This is a genomic window from Desulfomicrobium escambiense DSM 10707 (assembly GCF_000428825.1).
Classification (GTDB): domain Bacteria; phylum Desulfobacterota; class Desulfovibrionia; order Desulfovibrionales; family Desulfomicrobiaceae; genus Desulfomicrobium; species Desulfomicrobium escambiense.
In genome coordinates this window covers 34400-58247 of sequence record NZ_AUAR01000009.1, presented here as the reverse complement: position 1 = coordinate 58247, position 23848 = coordinate 34400, and the positions used below count along the sequence as shown (strand labels likewise).

17 protein-coding genes and 1 tRNA gene are annotated in these 23848 nt (G+C 63.7%); 9 read left to right on the top strand and 9 right to left on the bottom strand.

Features of this window, described 5'->3' with window-relative positions; translation table 11 throughout:
* The first annotated feature begins 47 nt into the window (after positions 1–47).
* From G394_RS0109680 to G394_RS18735, 5 genes are all read left to right on the top strand, one after another.
* Entirely contained in the window at positions 48–1121 is a 1074-nt protein-coding gene (locus tag G394_RS0109680) for an HlyD family secretion protein (protein WP_028577482.1), read from the top strand.
* Positions 1118–3910, top strand: a complete 2793-nt coding sequence (rbbA, locus tag G394_RS0109675; protein WP_028577481.1) for a ribosome-associated ATPase/putative transporter RbbA — start codon at positions 1118–1120, stop codon at positions 3908–3910. The genes G394_RS0109680 and rbbA overlap by 4 nt, the downstream gene beginning before the upstream one ends.
* Positions 3911–3913: 3 nt before the next feature.
* The gene (locus G394_RS0109670; protein ID WP_028577480.1) at positions 3914–5035 is read left to right on the top strand and encodes an ABC transporter permease; all 1122 of its coding nucleotides are present in this window, start codon (positions 3914–3916) and stop codon (positions 5033–5035) included.
* Positions 5032–6078, top strand: coding sequence for a lipid A deacylase LpxR family protein (locus G394_RS0109665; protein ID WP_211226251.1), 1047 nt, complete (start codon positions 5032–5034; stop codon positions 6076–6078). Before G394_RS0109670 ends, G394_RS0109665 begins: the two co-directional genes overlap by 4 nt.
* A gap of 171 nt (positions 6079–6249) precedes the next feature.
* A complete protein-coding gene (locus G394_RS18735) occupies positions 6250–6753 on the top strand; it encodes a sodium:calcium antiporter (RefSeq protein ID WP_200907021.1) in 504 nt (167 codons plus the stop codon).
* 1081 nt (positions 6754–7834) lie between these two features.
* Here G394_RS18735 and G394_RS20190 read toward each other — a convergent pair.
* From G394_RS20190 to G394_RS0109635, 4 genes are all read right to left on the bottom strand, one after another.
* Positions 7835–11257: a PAS domain S-box protein gene (locus G394_RS20190; protein WP_084435521.1), complete on the bottom strand. Its 3423-nt coding sequence runs from the start codon at positions 11255–11257 to the stop codon at positions 7835–7837.
* 469 nt (positions 11258–11726) lie between these two features.
* A complete protein-coding gene (locus tag G394_RS0109645; RefSeq protein ID WP_028577478.1) occupies positions 11727–12665 on the bottom strand; it encodes a metal ABC transporter solute-binding protein, Zn/Mn family in 939 nt (312 codons plus the stop codon).
* Between the two features lie 184 nt (positions 12666–12849).
* Complete coding sequence (locus G394_RS21390; protein ID WP_169725552.1) at positions 12850–13008, bottom strand: hypothetical protein; 159 nt, start codon at positions 13006–13008, stop codon at positions 12850–12852.
* Positions 13009–13064: 56 nt separating this feature from the next.
* Complete coding sequence (locus G394_RS0109635; protein ID WP_028577477.1) at positions 13065–13694, bottom strand: LexA family transcriptional regulator; 630 nt, start codon at positions 13692–13694, stop codon at positions 13065–13067.
* A gap of 156 nt (positions 13695–13850) precedes the next feature.
* Between G394_RS0109635 and G394_RS0109630 the strand changes: the two genes are divergently transcribed.
* The 3 genes from G394_RS0109630 to G394_RS0109620 all read left to right on the top strand — a co-directional run bounded on the left by G394_RS0109630 (position 13851) and on the right by G394_RS0109620 (position 16518).
* Positions 13851–13927 (top strand) — tRNA-Arg (locus G394_RS0109630).
* 326 nt (positions 13928–14253) lie between these two features.
* Positions 14254–15285 carry a nucleoside phosphorylase gene (locus G394_RS0109625; protein ID WP_051307095.1) on the top strand — a complete coding sequence of 344 codons (1032 nt, stop codon included), beginning with the start codon at positions 14254–14256 and terminating at the stop codon, positions 15283–15285.
* 276 nt (positions 15286–15561) lie between these two features.
* Positions 15562–16518, top strand: coding sequence for a hypothetical protein (locus G394_RS0109620; protein ID WP_028577475.1), 957 nt, complete (start codon positions 15562–15564; stop codon positions 16516–16518).
* A gap of 94 nt (positions 16519–16612) precedes the next feature.
* Here G394_RS0109620 and G394_RS0109615 read toward each other — a convergent pair whose 3' ends face one another.
* Both G394_RS0109615 and G394_RS0109610 read right to left on the bottom strand, forming a co-directional pair.
* Entirely contained in the window at positions 16613–16999 is a 387-nt protein-coding gene (locus tag G394_RS0109615) for a DUF488 domain-containing protein (RefSeq protein WP_245578308.1), read from the bottom strand.
* A 112-nt stretch (positions 17000–17111) separates the two neighbouring features.
* Positions 17112–18287 (bottom strand): FprA family A-type flavoprotein, encoded by a 1176-nt coding sequence (locus G394_RS0109610; RefSeq protein ID WP_028577473.1) that lies wholly within the window; start codon positions 18285–18287, stop codon positions 17112–17114.
* A gap of 289 nt (positions 18288–18576) precedes the next feature.
* Here G394_RS0109610 and G394_RS0109605 point away from each other — a divergent pair, with 289 nt between their 5' ends.
* Positions 18577–18894 carry a DMT family transporter gene (locus G394_RS0109605; protein ID WP_028577472.1) on the top strand — a complete coding sequence of 106 codons (318 nt, stop codon included), beginning with the start codon at positions 18577–18579 and terminating at the stop codon, positions 18892–18894.
* Between the two features lie 19 nt (positions 18895–18913).
* On the opposite strand, the gene G394_RS0109600 is transcribed toward G394_RS0109605, so the two are convergent.
* The 3 genes from G394_RS0109600 to G394_RS0109590 form a co-directional block, all read right to left on the bottom strand.
* Positions 18914–19627: an efflux RND transporter periplasmic adaptor subunit gene (locus tag G394_RS0109600; RefSeq protein ID WP_028577471.1), complete on the bottom strand. Its 714-nt coding sequence runs from the start codon at positions 19625–19627 to the stop codon at positions 18914–18916.
* A gap of 67 nt (positions 19628–19694) precedes the next feature.
* On the bottom strand, positions 19695–21674 hold the full coding sequence (locus G394_RS0109595; RefSeq protein ID WP_028577470.1) for a preprotein translocase subunit SecA: 1980 nt from the start codon (positions 21672–21674) through the stop codon (positions 19695–19697).
* A gap of 22 nt (positions 21675–21696) precedes the next feature.
* A complete protein-coding gene (locus G394_RS0109590; RefSeq protein WP_028577469.1) occupies positions 21697–23841 on the bottom strand; it encodes an HlyD family efflux transporter periplasmic adaptor subunit in 2145 nt (714 codons plus the stop codon).
* Positions 23842–23848 lie beyond the last annotated feature (7 nt).

Sequence of the window (23848 nt, the reverse complement as noted above, 5' to 3'; positions counted from 1 at the left end):
GAATGGCCGCCTGTTCTCTGGGAACGGGGCAAAGCGGAGGTCAAAAAATGTCGAAGCTTAATAAAGGACGGTTGCTGGCCATCGCCATAGGGGTGCTTGTTATCGGGGCCGCACTCTTTGCTTGGCAATCCTTGCAGAAAAAGGGTCTTCCCGACGGCTTCACCAGCGGCAACGGCCGCATTGAAGCGGTGGAGATTGACATAGCCGCCAAGACGGCGGGGCGGCTCAAGGATATCCTGGTGGACGAAGGCGATTTCATCACGGCCGGACAAGTTCTGGCGAAGATGGACACCGCCGTATTGGAAGCTCAGCTGAGAGAAGGGCTGGCCCGCTTGCGCCAGGCTGAGAACTCGGTGCGGATCGCCAACAGCCAGGTCGTGCAGCGCCAAAGCGAGAAAACGGCAGCGCAGGCAGTGGTCTCGCAACGCGTGGCCGAGGCCGAGGTGGCACGGATACGGCTTGAGCGGTCGCGATCGCTGGTCGCCGACAAAGCCGTTTCCCAGCAGAAATTCGACGACGATCGAGCCGCTTTTCTCAGCGCCGAAGCTATGTTGCGCGCTGCCGAGGCTGATGTCGCAAGGGCGGCCGCGGCCATTGCCACGGCCAGATCGCAGGTGCTTGGCGCGCAAGCCGATGTGGAGGCGACCCGGGCGATGCTTGAGCGAATCCAGGCTGACCTTGATGACAGCGTGCTGAAGGCGCCGCAGAAGGGACGGGTGCAATACCGGGTGGCCCAGCCCGGCGAGGTGCTGGCCTCCGGTGGCACTGTCCTGAACATGATCGACCTCACCGATGTCTACATGACCTTCTTCCTGCCGACGAAGGCGGCCGGACGGATCGCACTGGGTACCGAAGCGCGTCTTGTGCTCGATGCCGCCCCGCAATACGTCATCCCGGCCGAGATCTCGTTCGTCGCCGACGAGGCCCAGTTCACCCCGAAAACGGTGGAAACAACGGAAGAACGCCTGAAGCTGATGTTCCGGGTCAAGGCGCGGATCGCCCCGGATCTGCTCAGAGAGCACCTCCTCCAGGTCAAGACCGGCCTGCCGGGCATGGCCTATGTGCGGCTCGACCCACGGGTGGATTGGCCGCCTGAACTGCAGACGAGGCTGCCGCAATGAGCCGGGACATACATGCACAGATCGAGGATGGCGTGAGTGCTGCCGCACCGGTTGCCCGCCTGCGGGATGTGTCCCTGCGCTACGGCAAGGTGCGTGCGCTCGACGAGGTCAGCTTCGATTTCCCTGCGGCCTGCATGGCCGGGCTGATCGGCCCGGACGGGGTCGGCAAGTCGAGCCTGCTGGCGCTGATCGCGGGCGCCCGCGCGGTCCAGACGGGGCAGGTTGAGGTGCTCGGCGGCGATATGGCCGATGCGCGCCATCGGCGCGCACTCGGCCCGCGTATCGCCTATATGCCCCAGGGTCTGGGAGGAAACCTCTATCCGACGCTCTCGGTGGCCGAAAACCTCGACTTCTTCGGACGGCTGTTCGGGCAGGATCGTAGCGAACGGACGCGCCGCATCGAGGCCCTGACCAAGGCCACCGGGCTCAGGCCGTTTCTCGCTCGCCCGGCGGGCAAGCTCTCCGGCGGCATGAAACAGAAACTCGGCCTCTGCTGTGCACTGATCCACGATCCGGATCTGCTCATCCTCGACGAGCCGACCACCGGCGTCGATCCCCTCTCGCGCCGCCAGTTCTGGGAGTTGATCGCCGGCATCCGTCGTTCCCGGCCCGGCATGAGCGTGCTGGTGGCCACGGCCTATATGGAGGAGGCGGCCCGCTTCGACTGGCTGGCGGCGATGGACGGTGGGCGGGTGCTGGCCAGCGACACGCCCGAAGGCCTGCTGCAAAGCACGGGGGCGGCTTCGCTGGAGGCGGCCTTCATCCGGCTGCTGCCGGAAGACAAGCGCCGGGATTATCGGGCGGTCGAGATTCCGCCGCGGCCGGAAGACGATGGCGATACCGCGATCGAGGCCCGGGATCTGACCATGCGCTTCGGCGAGTTCACCGCGGTCGATCATGTGAACCTGCGTGTCCCACGGGGTGAGATCTTCGGTTTTCTCGGCTCCAACGGCTGCGGCAAGACCACGACGATGAAGATGCTGACCGGTCTCCTGCCGCCGAGCGAAGGCCGGGCCTGGCTGTTCGGACACGAGGTGGACCCGCACGACCTCGCGACCCGCCGCCGCGTCGGCTACATGTCGCAGTTCTTCTCACTCTATACCGAACTGACGGTGCGACAGAACCTGACGCTGCATGCCCGGCTGTTCCACGTGCCCGCTGCCGAGATTTCAGGGCGCGTGGACGAAATGGTTGAACGCTTCGATCTGACCACAGTGATTGACAGCTTGCCGGGCCGGCTGCCCCTCGGCCACCGCCAGCGCCTGTCGCTGGCAGTCGCCATGATCCATAAGCCCGAAATGCTGATTCTCGACGAGCCCACCTCAGGTGTCGACCCGGTGGCGCGCGACACCTTCTGGCGCATGCTGGTCGAGCTCTCGCGCCGCGACGGGGTGACCATCTTTATCTCCACCCACTTCATGAACGAGGCCGAACGCTGCGACCGCATTTCGCTGATGCATGCAGGTCGGGTACTGGTGACTGACGCGCCTGCCACCCTGGCAAGCAAACATGGCGAGAACAGCCTGGAAGAGGCTTTTATCACCTATCTGAAGGATGCCGAAGCGCAGAGCGCTGGCGAGGCACGCCAACCGGACGCAAGCACTTCGCTCGATTCAGTCGAGGCCTCGCCAAGTCATGTCGAACCACAGGGCTGGCGGCGCCGATTCGACCCCCGGCGCATGATCAGCTATGCCCGGCGCGAAGGGCTGGAGCTGCGCCGTGATCCCATCCGGTTGACGTTGGCCCTGCTCGGCAGCGTCATCCTGATGTTCGTGATGGGCTATGGGATCAGCCTCGATGTGGAGAATCTCACCTTCGCGGTGCTGGATCGCGACCAGACCACCGTCAGCCGCGATTATACGCTCAACCTCGCCGGCTCCCGGTACTTCATCGAGCGGGCTCCGATTACCGGTTATGCTGATCTCGACCGGCGAATGCGCGAAGGCGACATCAGTCTGGCGATCGAGATCCCGCCGGGCTTCGCGCGCGACATCGCACGGGGCCGGCGGGTCGAGATCGGCGCCTGGATCGACGGCGCCATGCCGACACGGGGAGAGACCATCCGCGGCTATGTGCAGGGGATTCATGCCCATTGGCTGGCGACCAAGGCGCGCGAGGCTGGGCACGGCGAGGCTTTGGCGGGGCTCGTGAATATCGAGACCCGGTTCCGCTACAACCCGGATGTCAAGAGCCTGGTGGCGATGGTGCCGGCGGTGATCCCGCTGCTGCTCATGCTGATCCCCTCCATGCTCGCGGCGCTCAGCGTGGTGCGCGAGAAGGAGCTCGGCTCGATCACCAACTTCTACGTCACGCCCACCACGCGGCTCGAGTTCCTGCTCGGCAAGCAGTTACCCTATATAGTGCTGTCCTTCCTGAGCTTTCTGTTGCTCACCCTGCTCGCTGTGACCGTCTTCGGCGTGCCGCTGAAGGGCAGCTTCCTGACCCTGGCGGCGGGTGCGTTGCTCTATGTCGGCGCCGCCACGGCCGTGGGGCTGCTGATTTCCACCTTCATGCGCAGCCAGATCGCGGCGATCTTCGGCACGGCGGTACTCACCATCCTGCCGGCGGTCAACTTCTCCGGCATGATCGATCCAGTCTCATCGCTGGAAGGAGCGGGCCGGCTGATCGGCCAGATCTACCCGACCGCCCATTTCCTTACCATTGCACGCGGCACCTTCTCGAAGGCGCTCGACTTCTCCGATCTGCAGGCGGCCTTCGTCCCGCTGGCGCTGGCCGTGCCGATCCTGATCGCGCTCGCCGCCGCGCTGCTCAAGAAGCAGGAGCGATAGTCCATGCGCCCGGCCAACATCCTTCATCTCGGAATCAAGGAGTTGCGCAGCCTGATGCGCGACCCGATCATGCTGGTGCTGATCGTCTATGCCTTCACCATTTCGGTCTACACGGCGGCAACGGCCATGCCGGAGACCCTCAACAAGGCGCCGATCGCGGTCGTCAACGAGGATCGCTCACCGCTGTCGTGGCGCATCGTCAGCGCCTTTTACCCGCCTTATTTCGTGACCCCCGAAATCATCGACCACGCGGAGATGGATGCCCGCATGGATGCCGGCCTGGCCACCTTCGCCCTGGATATTCCGCTGAACTTCCAGCGCGATCTGCTCGCCGGGCGCCAACCCACGATTCAGCTCAATGTGGACGCCACACGGATGAGCCAGGCGTTCACCGGCAGTGGATATATCCAGACCATCGTGAGCGACGAGGTGCGCGCTTTCGTGCAGCGTTATCGCGAGGTGCCAGCTCTGCCGGTCGATTTGGTGCTGCGCGCGCGCTTCAATCCCCAGCTCAACAAGTCATGGTTTGGCGCCGTCATGCAGGTCATCAACAACGTGACCATGCTCTCCATCGTGCTAACCGGCGCGGCGCTGATCCGCGAGCGCGAGCACGGCACGGTCGAGCATTTGCTGGTCATGCCGGTCACGCCATTCGAGATCATGACGAGCAAGGTGTGGGCGATGGGGCTGATCGTCCTTGCCGCCACTGCCACGGCACTCACCGTCGTCGTGCAGGGCTGGCTTTCCGTACCGATCCAGGGCTCGCTCGCGCTGTTCCTGGCCGGCACGGCGCTGCATCTGTTCGCGACCACCTCGATGGGCATTTTCCTCGGCACCGTCGCCCGCTCCATGCCGCAGTTCGCCTTGTTGCTGTTGCTGGTGCTGCTTCCGCTACAAATGCTCTCCGGCGCTTCGACGCCGCGCGAGAGCATGCCGGAGGCCGTCCAGTACATCATGCTCGCCGCGCCCAACACGCATTTTGTGATGTTGGCTCAGTCGATCCTGTACCGGGGCGCTGGCCTCACGGCGGTCTGGCCGCAGTTCGTCAGCCTGGCCCTGATCGGAACGGCATTGTTTGGTTTCGCGCTTGCGCGATTTCGGAAAACCATCGAGACCATGGGATGAGCAGAATGACGGCAGCCCCGATGCTCACCATAAATCCCGGAGTGATCCACCCGGGAAGGAGAATCGCCGCCATCCTGATCGGCATGCTTTTGCTCGCGCCCACGGCGGCCTTCGCCGCCGAGAAGGCGGAGAAGGGCATCCTCAGCCTGGTCCTGGAAAACGACCTGTTCTACAATACCGACCGGAATTACACCAACGGGGTGCGTGTATCCTGGTTGTCTGCCGAAGACAAAACTCCGGAGTGGGTGTTGCGCCTGGCCGACAAGTTCCCTTTGTTCCCTGTCGGCAAAGCCGTGCGGGCGAGCTACGCGGTCGGCCAGAACATGTATACTCCGGAGGACATCACTTTGCGGGACCCCCCGCTCGATGACCGCCCTTATGGCGGCTGGCTCTATGGTTCCGTTGGCTTAATCGCCGAAACCGGGCAACGTCTTGATCAACTCGAATTGACCGTGGGCATGGTAGGCCCCGCCTCGCTTGCTGAACAGACCCAGAAGCGCGTTCATTCATTCGTGAACGCGGATGAACCGCGAGGCTGGGACACCCAACTCAAGAACGAGCCAGGGTTCATCCTGGCCTATAGCCGCAGTTGGCGTAGTTTGGTTGCGGAATCACTGCTGGGCATTCCCTTCGACCTGACTCCGCATGCGGGTGGCGCCCTGGGCAACATATTCACCTACGCCAATGCCGGCTTAATGCTGCGCTACGGCAAAAACCTGCCGCTCGACTATGGCCCTCCCCGAATCCAGCCCAGCGTGCCGGGCTCAGGCTTTTTTATTCCTCGGCACGGTTTCGGCTGGTATCTGTTTGCAGGCATTGAGGGCCGGGCCGTCGCCCGCAACATCTTTCTTGACGGCAACACCTTTCGCGACAGCCGCAACGTAGACAAAGAACCGCTGGTGGGAGACCTCCAGTTCGGTATCGCTATTACCTGGCGGAACCTGCGTTTGGGTTATACCCATGTGCTCAGGACACGGGAGTTCAAAGGCCAGGGCGACCGCCGCGATGATTTCGGGGTGCTCAGCCTTTCACTACAACTTTGATAGTGCGCGTTACGAGTAATGGATCAGTTGGTTACTTCGCTATCCTGCCTGGTCTTTTTGAAGCCCGACTGACGGGCACACCAAAGTAGGCGAAATGACCTTGCACAACAGATCGTAGCCATCTCCATCTGGCAGGGGCTGCGGAAGAAAGAGGATGCGCTGGGAAACGAGATGGAGCAGGAACTGGACGTTCGCGCCATGCCCATCCGCCGTGCGGTCTTCTGGTTGGTGGTGGGGCTGGCGCTTTTAATTGTCAGCTCCCGTGTACTGGTCTGGGGCGCGGTGGAGATCGCCCATGGATTCGGAGTCAGCGATCTGATCATCGGCCTGACCGTGGTCGCGGTCGGCACCTCGTTGCCGGAACTGGCTTCATCAATCATTGCAGCCAGGAAAGGCGAACACGATATCGCTCTCGGTAATATTCTCGGCTCCAACCTGTTCAACACCCTGGCGGTGGTGGGGATCGCCGGTACGATTCACCCGCTGGCCGTTGGGCCGGAAGTCTTCAACCGGGACATGCTGGTGATGGCCGCACTGACCCTGTCGCTATTCGTGATCGGCTATGGATTCCGGGGACCAGGACGTATCAACCGCATCGAGGGCGCGGTGCTGTTGGTCTGTTACGTGGGCTATACGGCCTACCTGATCAGCACGGTTTTTGGCGGGCAGGCATAGGTCAATTCGATTCCGTTTTGGGAACCGAACCGGCGTCCGAAAACTGGATTCGAAGTTGTTGCTGCTCGACGCCAGGTATCCGGTTTTACTGCAAACCCGTCACCCTCGTCCGGTGCCGGGAAATCAGGGGAGAAAATCGTTTCTCTGGTCGGGTTGTTGGGAAGTGGTTGTGTAAGATGACTTCGGCGTTTATTATCAAGGAGTTACGAGGAGCGCGGGCTTTGAGACTGTTTTGCGGTAGGTCGGCGTTCCCTCCACCAACAACAAAAATTTGCCCACGAAAGTGGGCTTTTTTTGTGCCTTCATTTCAATACTAGGGATAAGTCTTGGTTCTGCTCGAATTTTTACACACTACCTGACATCCACCCCGCCTTGACTGCTTCGGCATAAGGTCTCGATTATGGGCAAGGTGGACATGAATGGGCAGCCTAATGTGCGCAGTGTCGTATCATCCTGCAGTTCTCCTCCCTCGAGACTGGAATGGAGGTGGAAGGGCAGACCTTCCCACTGGTCGGCTATGTCGGGAACAGCCCGCGGACGGGACACGACCCTCAAACGCATGAAGGAGAGCCGGGCTCTCCTTCATGGTGTGCGTTGCGTCCTGCACGAGGGTTCGGAACCATCACGCGAGAACAAACTGGACACTACACTTTCTTGACTTGTTTCTCATTTTTTACTTGAACTTTTTTGGTATCCTTGGCCGCTTTCTGCTTCTGCATTTTTTCCTTGTCCTTCTTTCCGCCCTTGTCTCCCATGATACGCTCCTGGTGTTGAAGTTCGTAAAGATGTGGCGACCCGGAAGTACCGGCCGGCAAAGCCGGACCTGCCACGGGTCAAACCGGCTCGAACGGGACTGTTTGCAGATGGGGATAGCACGTTTCGCGGGCGTCTGCAACGTGGAGGGCCATGCCGCGGCGGATATCTTCAATCATTCGAAGGGTTGCCGCGGGACGCCCGAGACTGCGCCGCCGCAAGCTGCTCGAAGACATGCGCGACGTATTGGCTACTTCGCACGGGCGCCACGGCAGCCAGGCATTCGGCTGTCCCGGCTTCATGAGCCAGGGGACGGCCGTAAGCGATTTCAAGGGTGCATGGCTTCGAGGGCGACGCGCAGCACGTCCCTGATGTCCATGGGTTTGGCCACGTAGCCGTTCATGCCCGCGGCCAGCATCCGTTCCCTGTCGCCGGTCATGGCGCAGGCGGTCAGGGCGATGACGGGGATGTTCCGGACCGCCTCTCCGGCGTGGCCGTCCCGGATGCAGCGGGTGGTTTCGACACCGTCCATCCCGTTCATCTGCACGTCCATGACCACGAGGTCAAAAGACTCGCCGTGCAGGGCGGACAAGGCTTCCTGGCCGCTCCTGACGTGGGTCACCTCGGCCCCCTGTCTGCCCAGAAGGGCAACTCCGGCCAAGGCGCTGACGGCATCGTCCTCGACCAGCAGGACGCGCGTGCCCCGCAGGGATGCTGCGCTCCCGGCGACCCGGGATTCCTTGTCGGCCACTGCCCGGCAGTCTCCGGCGAAGCTCAGGGTGAACGCGAAGGTCGTGCCGCGCCCGGCCTCGCTGCTCACGGACATGTTCCCGCCCATGAGGTCCACGAGCCGTTTGCAGATGGACAGGCCAAGCCCGGCCCCCTTCCGACCGCGGACGCAGCCTTCCCCGAACTGGGTGAACGGGTCGAAGAGCGACTTGAGCTCTTCATCAGGGATGCCTACGCCGTTGTCCGTGACGGAAAAGTACACGCGCGCCGACCCGGGACTCAGCTCCGGCAGGGCCCAGGCCTCGACGCTGATCCGACCGGAGGTCGTGAACTTGCACGCGTTGTCCACGAGATTGATGAGAATCTGCTGCAGCCGGACCGCATCGCCGTCCATCCGCCCAGGCAAGGCCGGGTCCAGGTCGAAACAGAGCTCGACCCCGCTGCCGGCGACCAGCGGCGCGAACAGCTCCCGGACCTGACCGAAGATGTCCGCAAGGCTCATGGGCGCGGCCACGATGTCGAGCCGGCCGGCCTCCATGCGGGAAAAATCCATGATATCCGTCAGCAGACGGACCAGACGGTCGCAGGACCGCACGGCCATGTTCACGAAGGAGGCCTGGTCCGCGCTCAGGTCCGAGGACTGCAGCAGCTGGAGCATGCCCATCACTCCGTTGATGGGCGTGCGGATCTCGTGGCTCATGCTGGCTAGGAAGGCCGACTTGGCCCTGTTGGCGTTTTCGGCCTGCTCTTTGGCCTTCTGCAGGGCCTCTTCGAAGCGCCGACGCTCCGTGATGTCCTCGCCCGAACAGACCACGTACTCGACCTCTCCGTCGGGCCCGAGCTTGGGAGATTTGAGGATGGACAGTAGCCGGCGTTCGCCGGAAAAATGCGGCACCCACTCATCGGTGCGTACCGGACGCCCCGTGACGAAGACCTCGCTGTTGCCCTGCCGGCAAACCTGGGTGACATCCTCCGGGTAGATGTCGCCCAAGTTCCTGAACGCCATCTCTTCGATGCTGCGACCGTTGAAGGCCGCATGGGCCTCGTTCACGGCCCCGTAGGTCTGTTCGTCCTTCAGGTACCAGACCTGCGTCTGGATATGGTTGAGGAGGATGCCCTGCTCTTCCGCCGCCTTGGCCAGCAGGCTCTCGCTGCGTTTGCGCTCGGTGATGTCCATGGCGATCCTGACCCTGGCAGGGCGGCCGTCGAGCCAGGAGACATGGCGGTCGAAATACAGCCGCCATGTTCCGCTCACGGGATCGAGTTCCTCCCAGGTCGTCACTCCGTCGGGATGCGGGCAGGCTGGCGCAGCCGTCTTGAAACCGGAGGTGCCCCATGCGCCGAAACAAAACTGGTCCGGGGCATCGGGTCCGAGGCTCTCGCGCAGGGATGCGTTCACGAAGAGGATCGCCTGCGTCGCCTCGTCAATGACGCAGATCTCCGCAGGGACGCTGTCGAGGATGGCCCGCAGGGCGGTGTTCCCGGCTTCGAGTTCCCGCTCCATTCGCTTCTGCACGGTCACGTCCCGGGCCGATCCGACGGTCCCGATCATGACGCCCGCATCGTCGACCAGCGGCGCCTTGCGCACGTCCAGAAACAGGAACTTGCCCATGACGTTGCCGTACTCGTCGAACTGCCTTTCCGTCCCGCAGTCCATGGTCATCTGGTCCGTATCGCGGCAGATTTCCCCGAAGCTATGCCAGTCCGGATTCTCGGGATGCCGGGCTCGTTCGCGTTCGGCAAAAAAAAGGTCCGTCCTGCCCACGGGCTCCGCCGTGTCCGAGGCCCCCAGCAGCTTCTCGCAGATGGCCTTGTTGGCGAAAATATACTTCTTACCCAGATCCTTGGCCCAGATCATGTCCGGCACGTTGTCGCAGATGAGCCGCAGCATCGTGTCGAGCTGCTGGCTCTTGCGCTCCATGGCCTTGCGAGCCGCGACCTCCTCCTTCTGCTGCGTGACGTCCGTGGCCACGCCATGCATCACCAGCCCGCCGTTCTCGGCGACCACCACACCCCTGTCGTGCAGCCATTTGTAGCTGCCGGACCCGTCGAGCACGCGGTATTCGACGTCGTGCCCCCCGGGTTGGGCCCGCTTCTCCAGCGATTCCCTGTACAAGCCGACATCGTCGGGGTGAATGCGGTCGCTCCAGAAGCCGCTCTCGGATTCGCCAGGCGGGAGCCCCAGAACATGCCGGATCTGGGGCGAGCAGTAGTGCCCCCCCGTCCCGCTCAGGTTTCTGGAGTAGACGATGGCCGGGATGGTCCGGATCAGGCGTTGCAGGTCCTCATGAGCCCGCTGGGCAGACCTCTCCGCTTCATGACGCAGCGCCAATTCCCTGTTCGCTTCGGCCACGGCCATCGAAAGGGCGGCGGTCCTTTCCCGGATGGTTTCGCTCAGGTCCAACTGGGTGCAATGAAACAGCCGCTGGGCCTCGATCCAATCCGTAATGTCCCAGAAGACGATGCACGCCGTGTCGCCTCCATTGGAATTCAGGATTTCGGCCTGAACCTGCATATCCCTGCGCACACCCTCCTTGCGCTCCACCTCGACCACCATGGGTTCCGGCGGGTCGCGGTCGAGCACGCGCTGAAAAAAGTCGCGGAAGGCGTTCGCCCCGGCGTCGCTCACATGCCGGGAAAAGTACTCAAGGGACGGGAGGCGGACCGATGAGTGGCCGAGCATCCGGCAAAAGGATCTGGACCATGTGTGCCGCCCGGTGCGGATATCGACGGTCCACAGCCCGCACCCGGTGAGGGGCTGGAATTGCCATGCGCCGGCGGGGTTTGACTTGGGGTCGATTTCACCAGGGGCTTGACCATGGCCGAGAAAGAAATTGGCCACAGGGGTGTTCAGGGCTGTGGCCGCCTTGGTCAGAAAATCCAGCGACGGCTTGCATTCCCCGCGTTCGATCTGACCGAGATGCTGCTTCGAAACGCCGATGGCCTCGGACAGGCCCTCCTGAGTCAGGCCGCGCAGCTGGCGAAACAACCTCAGCCGTGTCCCGACACCTTTTCGAACCATGATACCTCACCGCATGCGAACGACCTGTGGAGAACGAAATTCCGGGGCAATCCTGGGGACCGCCCTAACCTGCCAACATCCCAGCTGAAGATTTACCCGACGCGTGGAGATATTTGAACAAGGCTCCATCTTGCTTTTGCAAAAAAATTTAGGATTGGCGTTTTGCAGACAATATACGTGAAGAAGCGGGCACGCGTAATGTCAAAAAATGTCTTACACGAACCTTGCAGTGATACGTTTTTTGCCGACGTCATACAGTCGAGCGAAACGTATTAAGAATACATGACTTTGAACGAGCAGAGCGGATTGTTTCACGAAACATTGCCGCAGAAATTTCCACGCGGCACGAATGCACAAGACGGGTGGAGACTCGGGAGCGCTGTTCAGCGCAACCGGGGAGCGGATTCGGGGCAGGAGGCTGACAGGAAGACGACGAGGGCCGAAGCCCTCGTCGTGGGGGCAGGGCAGGCTATTTCAGTGCGTCGACAAAGGCGCGGGCGGCGCGATGCAGGTTCTCGGACCAATCTTCGGCCAGGGGGTCCAGACGCACGACAGTGGCGCCGATCTGCTGGGCGATGACTGCCGCGCTCTTCTCCGAAAACTGCGGCTGGACAAAGACGACCTTCGCACCCGTCTCCCTGCCCATGGCGATGATACGCCCCAGATCCTTGGGACTCGGCTCCTTGCCCTCCACTTCGATGGGCACCTGCTCAAGTCCGTAGGCCTTGGCGAAATAACCCCAGGAGGGGTGGAAGACGAGGAACGCGCGGCGGTCCGGGGGAAGGACGGACAGCGTCGCTCGTATTTCGGCGTCCAGACGGTCGAGTTCCAGCATGAAGGCCTCGGCGTTGGCGGCGTACTCCTGCGCTCCGGCCGGGTCGGCCTTGGACAGCCCGTCGCGGATGTGGCCGACCTGGATCTTGACCAGGGCCGGGTCCAGCCAGATGTGCGGATCGAGGGTGCCGTGCCCGTCCGCATCGTCAGCCCCTGCGCGGCCGGTCTGCGCCGCATCGTTATCATGCTCACCGTGACCGCCATGGGCGTGCCCTTCGTCTTCGGCGTGATGATGGGCGGTCATGGGGATCTTCTCGATGCCATCGGCCGTGTGCACGACGGCGATCCCCGGACTCGCCCCGACAATGCGCCCCAGCCAGGTCTGGTCGAAGGCGTCCCCGATAGTGAAGTAGACGGACGCGCCGGCAAGGGCGGCCATCTGCCTGGGACGCGGCTCGTAGGCATGGGGGTTGGCGCCGGGCGCGACCATGACCGAAACGGACGCCTTGCCGCCGCTGACCTTGTCCACGAAATACTTCTGCGGCGCGACGGTCACGAAGACCGACGGCGCGGCCAGGGCCGCTCCCGCGCACAGGACAAAGGCAAATGTCAGCAGCCAGATGCGATTTCTCATATTTCCCCCATGATTTTGCAACGATGTTTATGCAACAGACTTGCATCCAGTCAAGGGGAGCGCAACCCTGTTGCATAACGTCAATTCAGGCCGGCCGCGGGATGGGCTTCTCGGGAAAGCCGATCAAGGGGCGCGCCGGACCGCAGCCGCCGACGCGTGGGCTGCATGGCTGCGGCCTGCCGGTCTAACGCAGTTCGTTGATGTCCACATGCCGCCCGCAGCACGGACAGCGCATGGGTGAGCCGAACCGGGCGTTGACGCTGTAGACGTGCAGGATGCCCCGCTTCGTGATCACGTACGCCACCAGGATCGGATGCCCGCATTCACAATAACGCTGTTGCATGGGATACCTCCTTGAATTCGTGAATTAACATTTGTTAATCATGATGACAAAAAAAACTACGCGTAGTCCCGGCCGCACCACAGCACGCGCCCGATGACCCGCAAGGTGTCCATCTCGTCGCCCTGCAGGGTGACGGGGGAATAGCGCTGGTTGGTGCTGAAAAGGATGACGAGACCCGGCCGGACCTGGACCCGCTTGACCTGGATGGTTTCGCCCAGCCCGATGACGTAGAGCCGGTTGTCGGCAACGTGGGACTGACTCTGGTCGATGAGGATGGTGTCACCGGGTTCGATTTCCGGGGACATGCTGTCGCCGACGACGTCCATGGCCACCATCCTTGCCGGGTTGCCCTTGCGCGCCAGCCAGGAGCGCTCGAAGGGCAGCTCGTCCACCACGGCGTCGCCGAGCTCCAGGGAGCCGCCGCCGGCGCAGGCCCTGGCCGCGACCTTGGGCACGAACACCGTCCGCCCCTGCTCGTGCTGGTGCACGGGCCCGGCGCCCGAACGGAGCCACTCGGGGTTGAGTCCGAACTTCGCGGCCAGGCTCAGGCCCCAGGACTTGGGCACCCCCCGCGACTTGGCCAGGGTGATGGCCGCAGGGTCGATGCCCAACAGGGCCGCCAGTTCCTTCTGCGTCCCGATGCCGGTGGCCCTGACCACTCTCTGGAAGAATTCGTCGAATTTCATGCGTGCTCCGTGCCTGCATGATTAACATAAGTTAATTACACGTCAAGCAAAAAACTGCATACCTGTCGGTAACAGCTGTGATTCTCAATCCTTTCAGGATGTTCGAAAAAACACTTGACCTCGGACACGACCGCGCCTAGTAAGCGATCTCCCGATGCGCCCGTAGCTCAGTTGGATAGAGTGCCTGACTACGAATCAGTAGGTCGCATGTTCGAATCATGCCGGGCGCACCACGAATTCAAGGGAGCTGGCCGCTCCCACCCCCTGAAACCCCCTTCCCGCGAAAGCGGCTGGGGGGTTTTCGTTTTCCGGAACCCCACGAGCGCCTTGCCGACCTCGAGTCCGGCGAGAGCCAACGACGAAAGGTCCTGTCGCCCCCCGCTCGTTCCGGAGGGCGATGGACGAGCCTTGCAGAAGCGCGTCCGGAAAAGCTATGTGGGCACGCGACCGGTCAGGCAACGTACCGGCGTCGCGCACTGTGCACACGAACGCTGTGCCAGGAAGTTGCGCTCGGACGCGGCTCGTCCGCCCCTTTATCCCTTTGAAGGAACACTACGCGATGACGAATGAAACGCCTGAGCCCGGTCCGACCTCACTTTGCCCGACCGGCCCCTTTTCGGAAGCGGACCTGCCCATCGACGCCGACGGGCGCATCTACCATCTGCAGCTGAAGCCGGAGCAGCTCGCCCCGGACATCCTGCTGGTCGGGGATCCCGGCCGGGCGGAGTTCATCGGGTCGTACCTGCTGCGCGAGGTGGAGGTCGCCCGGGAGCATCGCGGCCTGATCACGGTGACGGGAACGGCGGAGATCACGGGCGCCCGGACGACCGTCATCTCTCCCCTGCGGACCACGGTGGCCACGTCGGGCATGGGCACGCCGTCCCTGGAGATCGTGCTGAACGAACTGGTCGCCCTGCACGAGATCGATTTTGCCACGCGCAGGCGCAAGGACAGCTTCCCGACCTTGAACGTCATCCGCGTGGGCACGTCCGGCGCACTGCAGGCCTCGACCAAACTCGGCACGCCCATTGTCACGTCATACGCCGTGGGCATGGACAACACCGGGCTGTTCTACGAGGCGCCCTGCCCCGACGATACATGCGCGCGGCTGGAGCGGGAGCTGACCGCGGCCGTCCGGGAAGCCATGCCCGCAGGCTCGCGCTTCCGCGGCCACGTCCGGCCCTACGTCTCCCGCGCCGAACCGGTCGTATGCGAAGCCCTGACGCAGGCCGCCACAAGCCTCGGACTGCCCGTCCGGCGAGGCCTGACGGTTTCCAACAGCGGTTTCTTCGCCCCGCAAGGACGCGACGTGTCCCGCCTGCGGCCCAGCGTGCCGGAACTGGACCGCCTCTTCTCGGACTTCGACCCGCGCCTCGGCGACCAGCGCATGGAAAACATGGAAATGGAGACAAGTTTCCTCTGCCACTTCCTCGGCGCCATCGGCCACCGGGCCGGGGCCATCTGCCCGGCTCTCGCCAACCGCCGTACGCAAACCTTCGACCATGACTATCTGGACGCCGTGGAAAACGCGACCCGGATCGCCCTGCTGGCCCTGGCGAACCTGCGGGCGTCGTGCCCCGGAGCGGACTGAAAAATCTCTCCCCCTGCGCCATCATGCGCCGGAGCGTTCTTCTCCCGTGCGCCAAAACCGCAACCGGCCACCGCCGGTCCCGTCCACGGCGATCGGGCACCCGGCTCCGCAGGAGTTGTCACCTCAAAAATCCCGCGCATGTTCCGCCTCCGATTCCCCTTCGGCCCCATACCTGCTATGCGGTAACCCTGCCGAACCGCGACCGGGCGGGGGCAAGGCTTTGGCACACGTCGTCGGCGCATGGTGGCGGCAACAGCTCGCGGCAAGGAGGTCGCCATGAAATTTTTTTCCCGCAACAGCGCGCAGGACAAGGACCCCATCGTGACGCGCATCGCCAACCGTATCGGCGCCGACAACGCCCTCGACATGTCGGATGCGAAATGCGCCGACGCGCTCGCCGAGGCGGTGCAGGCGGCCTGCGCCTACGTCCGCGCCATGGTCGACGAACTGGGCGAGCCCTTTGCCCTGGACCGCGCCAAGGGAACCGGCAGCGCCCTTGGCCCCATTCTCTTCGACTCCCGACAGGATGCCGTGGGCGCCTTGCGCAGTGCATCCAAAATAAGGCAGGTTTTTGCCGATCCCCGTGTACGCCAATGCGTCTTTCTCCTGACCATGCACCGCAGGGAATACGTCATCTTCGGCACGGAAATCGAGGGGGAAATGGTCCGGCGGGATGTCATGCAGGACGCGGTGGAATTCAGGGACCACCATTTCTCCGCGGCAGCCCCGTCACTGGCGGAACTGCGGGATCTGCTGACGGAGAACGTGGTCCTCTTCCTGGCCGACCTGGCGCCAGAACGCCTGCGGCGGGACGAGAGAGTGCGGACCGAAATCCACCATTCCGAAGAACTGCTCAAGGCGCAGATGAAAACGCTGAATTACGCGCTGCGGGAAAGCAGGCCCTTCGCCGCGCCCGCGCCCCTGCAAGCCAAGGTTTCGCAGGGGACAAAGGAGATGGAGGGGCTTTTGGCGAAGCTTTCGGCCCTTTCAGCCAAACCGGATCCGGAGAAATGCCTGCAGGAAATCCGCGACATCCTCCTCGCGCCGCAACGCCATGTGCGCCTGGAACAGGTGGAAATGCGGGTGGGTGATTTCGGGGTCAAGTCGAAGACCGGAAAATTCGTCCGCTTCCATGAATGCATCCTCGGCAACGAGGAGCGGCTCGCCGTCTTCCTGGCTTCCATGGACCGCGACAATGCCCTCTATCTCTGGCCCGACCTTGAGGAGAGCTGATTCCACAATACCAAGATCTACTGAATACCCTCGTGCTCGTTCACGATCTCTTGCACTGAATGCACCTCAGTTCGTTCCAAAGTTCGAACGTGCCTTACGTGCGAACAGCATTCTGCAGATACTCACGTAACGCGATGGCATGATTGAATTCTTCATTTTTGCTCGCATATAGGAGCGTCACCTTCCCACTCCGAACCAATCGGACAATCCTGTCGACGGATTCAGGGCGGCCATCCAGCTCGGCAAAATATCTTCTCGTGAACTCCGGCCACTTCTGAGGCTGATGGTCGAACCACTTCCGCAACTCGGTGCTCGGGGCGATCTCCTTGACCCAAATCCCCTGCAGAGCCTCCTTGCTCACGCCGCGCGGCCAAAGACGGTCCACCAGGATGCGCGTCCCGTCGTCACCAACGGGATCATAAACCCTTTTGACGGCAATACCCATATCGAACACACCCGGATCGCATGGAGGGGCGAGCATGTCGCCCCTCCATGCAGTTTTACGATTGTATCAGGGAATTCGAACGGACACAGCAGAAACGGCAGCACCGAAAAGACCTCACCGCAAAAATCATATCCGTCAGCATGCCCTGTCAATCGCGGAAACCGCTTTCGCGATGCTTCGCGGCAATGGCGTCCGCCATTCTGTTGAGCGCTTCGAGGGTTTCCTCTTTCGGCAGCCCCTTGCAAAGCACCGGCTCCAGCACCTCGACCTTGAGGTTCGGGATCATGCCGGCCAATGTCTCGACGGTCTTGCCGCCCCATCCGTAGGAACCAATGATGGACAGGTACTGCGCCTTGGGCCGCAGGGCGTTGGCCAGGAAGGCCGCATAGGCGGCCAGGGGGTGTGGCCCGGCCAGTACCGTGGGCGCGCCGACGATGATGGTTCCGGCATCCACCAGGGACATGGCCAGCTTGCCGATGTCCGTCACCGCCAGGTTGAAGAGTTCGACCTGCACGCCCCTTTCGGCCAGAGCCGCGGTCAGGTGGTCGACCATGCGCGCCGTGCTGCCGTGCATGGACACGTACGGCAGGGCCACGAGATTGCGCGGCGGAGCCGAAACCCATTCCCGGTAGGCCTCGATGATCCAGCCCGGACTGTCGTAGATCTGCCCGTGGCTTGGCGCCACCATGGCGATGTCGTACTCCGCGAGCTTGTCCAGATTCTTGGCGAGGATGTGGCGGAACGGCATCATGATCTCGGCGAAATAGCGCTTGGCGGCCTCGTGCACCCGGCACTTGTCCGTGACGAAGAGGTCGCTGCTGGCGATATGCGACCCCAGAAAGTCGCAACTGAAGAGAATCCTGTCCTCGGCCAGATAGGTGGACATGGTCTCGGGCCAGTGCGCCCAGGGCGTGTGGATGAATTTGAGGGTCTTGTCGCCCAGGGACAGGGTTTCCCCGTCGGCCACGACCACGAACTTGTCTTCCGGGATGTTGAGCAGGTCCATGAGCATGGGCTTGGCCTTGGCGGTGACCATGACCTTGGCCTCGGGAAAGCGGGCCAGCACCTGCGGGATGGCGCCCGAATGGTCCTGCTCGGCATGCTGGGACACGACATAGTCGATGCGCTCGACGCCATCCAGGTACGTCATGAGCGTCTGCACGAACTCCGGGTCGACAGCGTCGATGAGCACCGTCTTTTCAGACCCCTGGACCAGGTAAGCGTTGTACGTCGTTCCATCCGGCAACGGGACAAGCGAATCGAACAGCCTTCTGTCCCAATGGACCACCCCAACCCAATACACCGACTCTGCGATTTTTCTCATTTTTCACTCCGTTGACGTGTGTCACCATCAAAAAACAGATTTACCCATTCCAGTTCTTCCATGACAAGCATTTTGGAAAAAATAAACCAATATCGGAACAATGGGATTTCGCGTCGGCTTCCACAACCCGACCAAGACCATTTATGAACGATATCAGGATGCTGATTGAGCAAATGGCGAGAGCTTGCTTCGCCAGGGCATGTGAAATAGCATTTTATGCAGGAGGACGACCTCCCCCGCTTCGGGAAGAATGCCCAGGACGGCCTGGCCCTTGGAACAAGGAGGGCTCATGTCCTGGACGTATCTGCTGCTTGCCGGAGTTCTCGAAGTGGTCTGGGCCTCTTCGATGAAGCTGTCCCACGGCTTCACCCGGCCTATCCCGTCACTCGTCACGCTGGTCACCATGGCAGGCAGCTTCTGGCTCCTGGCCATCGCCATGCGCGCAATCCCCCTCGGCACCGCCTACACTGTCTGGACAGGCATAGGCTCGATCGGGGCGTTCATCGTCGGCGTCACGTTCCTGGCCGAACCGTTCAACGCGGTGCGAATCCTTGCGGCCGGACTCATCGTGTCCGGCCTCGTCCTGATGAAGCTCTCAAGCTCCTGAATTCCAGAACATCGTGCATTCAAAACAGCGCTCGACACTTGAGGCCCGCCGGCAGGGCCAGCTTCGGGTTGGGCAGCTCCAGGCGCACGCCGAAAGTACCGCTGGCCGCGTCGACGACCTTGTCGACAATGACGACCCTGGCTTCGTATTCGCCGCCCACGGGTTCGTCCGGCAGGATCTTGGCCGTCATGCCTTCCTTGATGGCTCCGATGAACTGGACCGGGATGACCAGCTCGACGTTCAGGGGGTCGATCCGGGCCACGGTCAGGAAGGGTTCCTCGCCGACATACCCGCCCGGAGCGCCCGTGCGCTTGACCACCACCCCGTCGACGGTGCTGCGGATGACCCGCAGCTCAAGCTGCTCCCGGGCCTCGCTGACCTGCAGCCTGGCCAGCTGCAGCTCCGTCTCGATCTCGTCCTTCTCGTGCACGGAGATGAGCTTCTTCTTCGTCAGCTCCTCGTTGCGCTGGGACTTGCGCTGCCCGAAATCCACCTTGGCCTCGGCCGACCTGAGGGCCGCCGCCTCGACGCCGGACTTGAGCCTGGCCAGAACCTGGCCCGTCGAGACCCTGTCGCCGCGCTCGACATAGACCTTCTCCAGGATCCCCGGCACCTGACTGCCGAAATTGACGATCTCCCGGGGTTCGATGAGCCCCTCGAAAGCTGGCATCCCGCCGGCGTGGACCGCCGGGGCCAGCAGGAAAAACAGCACGAGCACGAAAGCCTGTCTCATTGTCCGCTCCTTGCAGTGTTGCGCCGTCCCCGGCCGCGGCCGTATGCCGCGGTCCGGACGACCGGCCCTATTCGAAACGCCCCGCGAACGACATCAGGCTCCCCTGGGCCTGGTCCCGCCGGAAAAGATCACGGCGGATGCGGGCGTGATGCCTCTCGACCTTCCGCTGCATGAGCCGCAGCAGCCACCTGGCGGCGAACTGCGGCGTCCCGGTCCGGACCACCACGATCCGGAGCACGCGGATGAACGGGTCCCCCCATTTGCCCTGGAACAGAAAGTCCTCCAGCGAGAGGATGCCCTCGAAACTGCCAGGGTCCCCCTGGCGGCCGCAGCGGCCGGCCAGCTGTCTGTCGATGCGCGCCGCCTCGTGACACTCGGTGATGATGACATGCAGCCCCCCAGCCTCGCGCACCCCGGGGGCCAGGGCGATGTCCGTGCCGCGTCCGGCCATGTTGGTGGCGATGGTGACGATTCCGGCCCGGCCCGCGCCCGCGATGACCTCGGCTTCGGCGGCGTCCTGCTTGGCGCTCAGCACCCGGTACGGGACTCCGGCTTCCCGTGCCTGCGCGGCCAGTTCCTCCGCGGCTGCCACGGTGCGCGTCCCGACGAGCACGGCCCGTCCCTGGCGGCGAAGTTCCCCGAGCCTGTCCACCACTGCGGCCCACTTTTCCAGACGAGTCGCGTGAATCCTGTCTTCGAACCGGCGACGGATCACCGGCCGGTGCGTCGGCAGGCGCGTCGTGGCCAGCCCGTAGACAGCCCACAGTTCGTCCCGCACTTCCCGCGCCGTCCCGGTCATGCCGGCCAGTCGCAGGTAGCGCCGGAAGAAACGCTGATAGCTGATCTTGGCCAGGGGTTCGCGCCGCTGGGTCAGTTCGCAGCCCTCCTTGAGCTCGATCAGCTGATGCAGGCCCTGTTCCCAAGACCGGTCCGGCATGACGCGGCCCGTGAACTCGTCGATTATCTGCACCTTACCGTCGCGCACCAGGTACTGCTCGTCGCGCCGGAACAGGTGCAGGGCCGTCAGGGCCTGATGCACGACGCCTTCGCGCCGCACCATGCCGCTCCACAGGGCGCCCAGACGCCTGGCCGACTCTTCGATCCGCCCGCGCCCCACGGGAGTGAGGAGGATCTGCCGGCGCGCGTCGTCCAGAAGGAAATCCTCGCCGCGCACGAAATCCTCGGCCAAGGCCAGGGCCTGCTCCAGAAACTCCCGTTCCTCCCTGATGCCCGATGAACCGGAAATGATGAGCGGCGTCCTGGCCTCGTCGATGAGCACGCTGTCGGCCTCGTCGACGATGGCGAAATGCAGGCCGCGCATGAGCAGACGATCGGTCCGGCCGCCCCGCCCCCCCAGGACCTCCGCCTGCACCATGATGGGGTCCGGCCTGTCGGCCAGGGTCAGACGGTCGCGCAGGTAGTCGAAGACCAACTCCTTGTTCGTGGCGTAGACGATGTCGCAGCCATAGGCCTGCCGCCGCTCGCCCGGGCTCTGGCCATGCACCACGCAACCCACTCGCAGCCCCAGGGCCCGGTACAGGGGGCCCATGCCCTCGGCGTCGCGGGCGGTCAGGTAATCATTGACGCTGATGATGTGTACGGGCAGCCCGGCCATGGCCGCCGTCGCCGCGGCGAGGGTCGCGGTCAGGGTCTTGCCCTCGCCGGTCTCCATCTCGGCCACCATGCCGCGCAGCATGACGAGAGCGCCCATGACCTGGCTGTCGTGATGCCTCATGCCCAGCACGCGCCGGGACGTTTCGCGGATCAGGGCGAAGCTGTCGGCCACATGCGCGGGCAGCAGCCCGTCGGTCAGAAGCCGCACCCGCAGGCCCAGCCTCTCCTCTCGCAGCCCGTCGTCGGTCATGCCGGCCAGACGCCTCCCGGCCTGCTCGACAGCCTCCGCTTCGCGCCGCACCCACCCGCTCCCGGACATCCGTCCGATGCGCCCGTGCAGCCGGTGCACCTGCCGTTCGAGCCACGTTTCCACCCGGTCGGGCCTCTCGGCCCGCACGTCGCGGCTGGCTGGGGGATGGGTCAGATAGAGCATGGGTGTTTTCCGATGTTCCCGATCACCAGGCGAAACGGCTGAGCAGCAGCCGCCTCAGGGCCCGGTACGCCCGCCACGCCAACGGCTCGGGACTGTGCTCGAACCGGACGAAGACGCGTTCCTCGACGCGGGCCGCGACGGGTTCGTCGGCCACCAGATCGAACTGGAAGAGACGCTCCAGCACCTGCGGGGCGTCCTTTTCACGCGGGTCCAGCGCGAACTGCCCGCCGCCGTCCAGGCTGAAGGCCAGGCTCGGCAGCACCCGGCTGGCCGCAGGCACCTCCCGCTCCACGTGGGCGCCCATGACCCGTCCGATGCTCTCGGCCAGGCGCACCTCGACGCCCCGAACATCCGTCCGCACGCGCTCTATGTCGGCCTGGGCGACCAGCACCCTGATCCGCATGCGCCCCGGATCGACGATGTAGCCCACGGGCTCGCCGCGCCGCAGGTAGCGTCCGGGCAGGTCAGCCTCGTCCTGCAGCGCGAAGGTTCCGGCCGCAGGGCTGCGCGTGACCAGGGCGGCCCGGCGTTCCAGGGCGTGGGACAGTTCCGTCTCGATGCTCCCGAGTTCCTCGTCCAGCATGGCCGTCTCGGTCCGGTCCCTGTTCATGCTCAGCTGGCGGCGGGCCCGGTACTCCTCGCGACGGGCCAGCAGCCCCCTGATCTGCGTCTCCAGCAACGGGTCGGAACTGCGCACGAGCGGGTCGCCGGGCTCGACGATGGACCCTCCCGGCGCGACGACGGCCTCCACGAACCCGGCGGCCGAGGCGAAGACCCGCGCATCGTCGGATACCCAGACCACGCCCTGGCAGCTCGTGTAGAGCGGCACGGGCACCGCCGTCAGGCCGGCCGCCAGCAGCAGGAGCGGGACAAGGACAACAAACGTCACGCGCATGCGTCTGCGTTGCATATGCACATCCTTGAGAAGAAAAAGGCCCACGCGCCACGTGGGCATGACGAGCATCATCGCCAGGGCCCACAAGGCCAGGAGTATGCCGATGAAGAAGAACCGGCCGGCGACGAAGATCACGATCTGCAGCGAGATGATGATGCGGTAGCAGAAGGAGGCGACGGCGTAGGCCAGCAGCCAGCGCGCCTCCCCCGGGTCGAGGGTCGGCGGCTCCGCCTCGCTCACGCCGAGCAGGCGGCGCTTCAGGACATACCCCAGATATGCCCTGCTGCGCTGGGCGAGGTTCGGTATCTCCAGCCAGTCCGACAGTACGTAATACGCATCAAAGCGCAGCAGCGGGTTGCCGTTGAACAGGATCGTCGACACGCCGGCCACGAGCATTGTCTTGTAGGCCAGGGCCCGCACGGCCCCGGGCTCGACGTTCAGCCACACGAAAAGCATGACCGCGGCCACGAAGAGCTCCACGATGATGCCGGCGGCGCCGACGAGCATGCGCCGGTGCTTGTCCCGGAACGCGGCCGATGAGGACGCATCGACATAGGGCAGGGGCATGAAGACCAGGAACATGACGCCCATCTCATGCACCTCGCCGCCCTCCTTCCGGACCAGATAGGCGTGACCGAGTTCGTGCAGGACCTTGAGGACGGGGTAGATGAGGCTGATCAGCGCCAGGTTTTCCATGCCCAGCAGCGCGTCGGAGAAATCGCCGCGCAGCCCGTCCCAATGCAGCACGGCCAGAATGGCGGCCCAGCCCACCACCACCGCCCACACGGCAAAGGCCTGCCAGCCGAGAAGCGGGCGCACGTACGGCAGGGTCCGTTCCAGGAAGCGGTCCGGGTCGAGGAGCGGGATGCGCAGGGAAAGCGGCGAGGCCAGAAGCGTGAGCAGACGGTGACGCCTGCCGCTGACGCTGCGCCGGTGCAGGTCCGAGAAGTCCAGGTTCGCGCCGGTCTGCAGCAGGTCGGCCTGATAGAGCCTGGCCAGGAGGTCGATGACCTCGTCCTGTGTCGGCATGTGGTCGCCCAGGCGGGCACAGGCCGCCTCCCAGATCTGGTCCAGGGTCCTGCGGCCGTCCATCATGCCCACCAGCTGGTAGGCCTCGGCGGAAAAGCGGTGGTGACGGCCCGTGAACCTGTCCTGGATCACGTACCAGTCCTGGCCGCGGTACTCGTGGCGGTCGATGTGCACGTGGCTGCGCAGGCGCGGCGCGAGGGGCGCGACCCGGTACCAGGACGGACTCAGCAGCGAAACGCTCATCCTACCC

What these genes read in the sequence shown, in the direction of transcription:
- G394_RS0109680 (WP_028577482.1), top strand. Translation starts at nt 48, where the DNA reads ATGTCGAAGCTTAATAAAGGACGGTTGCTGGCCATCGCCATAGGGGTG.
- rbbA (WP_028577481.1), top strand. Translation starts at nt 1,118, where the DNA reads ATGAGCCGGGACATACATGCACAGATCGAGGATGGCGTGAGTGCTGCC.
- G394_RS0109670 (WP_028577480.1), top strand. Translation starts at nt 3,914, where the DNA reads ATGCGCCCGGCCAACATCCTTCATCTCGGAATCAAGGAGTTGCGCAGC.
- G394_RS0109665 (WP_211226251.1), top strand. Translation starts at nt 5,032, where the DNA reads ATGAGCAGAATGACGGCAGCCCCGATGCTCACCATAAATCCCGGAGTG.
- G394_RS18735 (WP_200907021.1), top strand. Translation starts at nt 6,250, where the DNA reads ATGGAGCAGGAACTGGACGTTCGCGCCATGCCCATCCGCCGTGCGGTC.
- G394_RS20190 (WP_084435521.1), bottom strand. Translation starts at nt 11,257, where the DNA reads ATGGTTCGAAAAGGTGTCGGGACACGGCTGAGGTTGTTTCGCCAGCTG.
- G394_RS0109645 (WP_028577478.1), bottom strand. Translation starts at nt 12,665, where the DNA reads ATGAGAAATCGCATCTGGCTGCTGACATTTGCCTTTGTCCTGTGCGCG.
- G394_RS21390 (WP_169725552.1), bottom strand. Translation starts at nt 13,008, where the DNA reads ATGCAACAGCGTTATTGTGAATGCGGGCATCCGATCCTGGTGGCGTAC.
- G394_RS0109635 (WP_028577477.1), bottom strand. Translation starts at nt 13,694, where the DNA reads ATGAAATTCGACGAATTCTTCCAGAGAGTGGTCAGGGCCACCGGCATC.
- G394_RS0109625 (WP_051307095.1), top strand. Translation starts at nt 14,254, where the DNA reads ATGACGAATGAAACGCCTGAGCCCGGTCCGACCTCACTTTGCCCGACC.
- G394_RS0109620 (WP_028577475.1), top strand. Translation starts at nt 15,562, where the DNA reads ATGAAATTTTTTTCCCGCAACAGCGCGCAGGACAAGGACCCCATCGTG.
- G394_RS0109615 (WP_245578308.1), bottom strand. Translation starts at nt 16,999, where the DNA reads ATGCTCGCCCCTCCATGCGATCCGGGTGTGTTCGATATGGGTATTGCC.
- G394_RS0109610 (WP_028577473.1), bottom strand. Translation starts at nt 18,287, where the DNA reads ATGAGAAAAATCGCAGAGTCGGTGTATTGGGTTGGGGTGGTCCATTGG.
- G394_RS0109605 (WP_028577472.1), top strand. Translation starts at nt 18,577, where the DNA reads ATGTCCTGGACGTATCTGCTGCTTGCCGGAGTTCTCGAAGTGGTCTGG.
- G394_RS0109600 (WP_028577471.1), bottom strand. Translation starts at nt 19,627, where the DNA reads ATGAGACAGGCTTTCGTGCTCGTGCTGTTTTTCCTGCTGGCCCCGGCG.
- G394_RS0109595 (WP_028577470.1), bottom strand. Translation starts at nt 21,674, where the DNA reads ATGCTCTATCTGACCCATCCCCCAGCCAGCCGCGACGTGCGGGCCGAG.
- G394_RS0109590 (WP_028577469.1), bottom strand. Translation starts at nt 23,841, where the DNA reads ATGAGCGTTTCGCTGCTGAGTCCGTCCTGGTACCGGGTCGCGCCCCTC.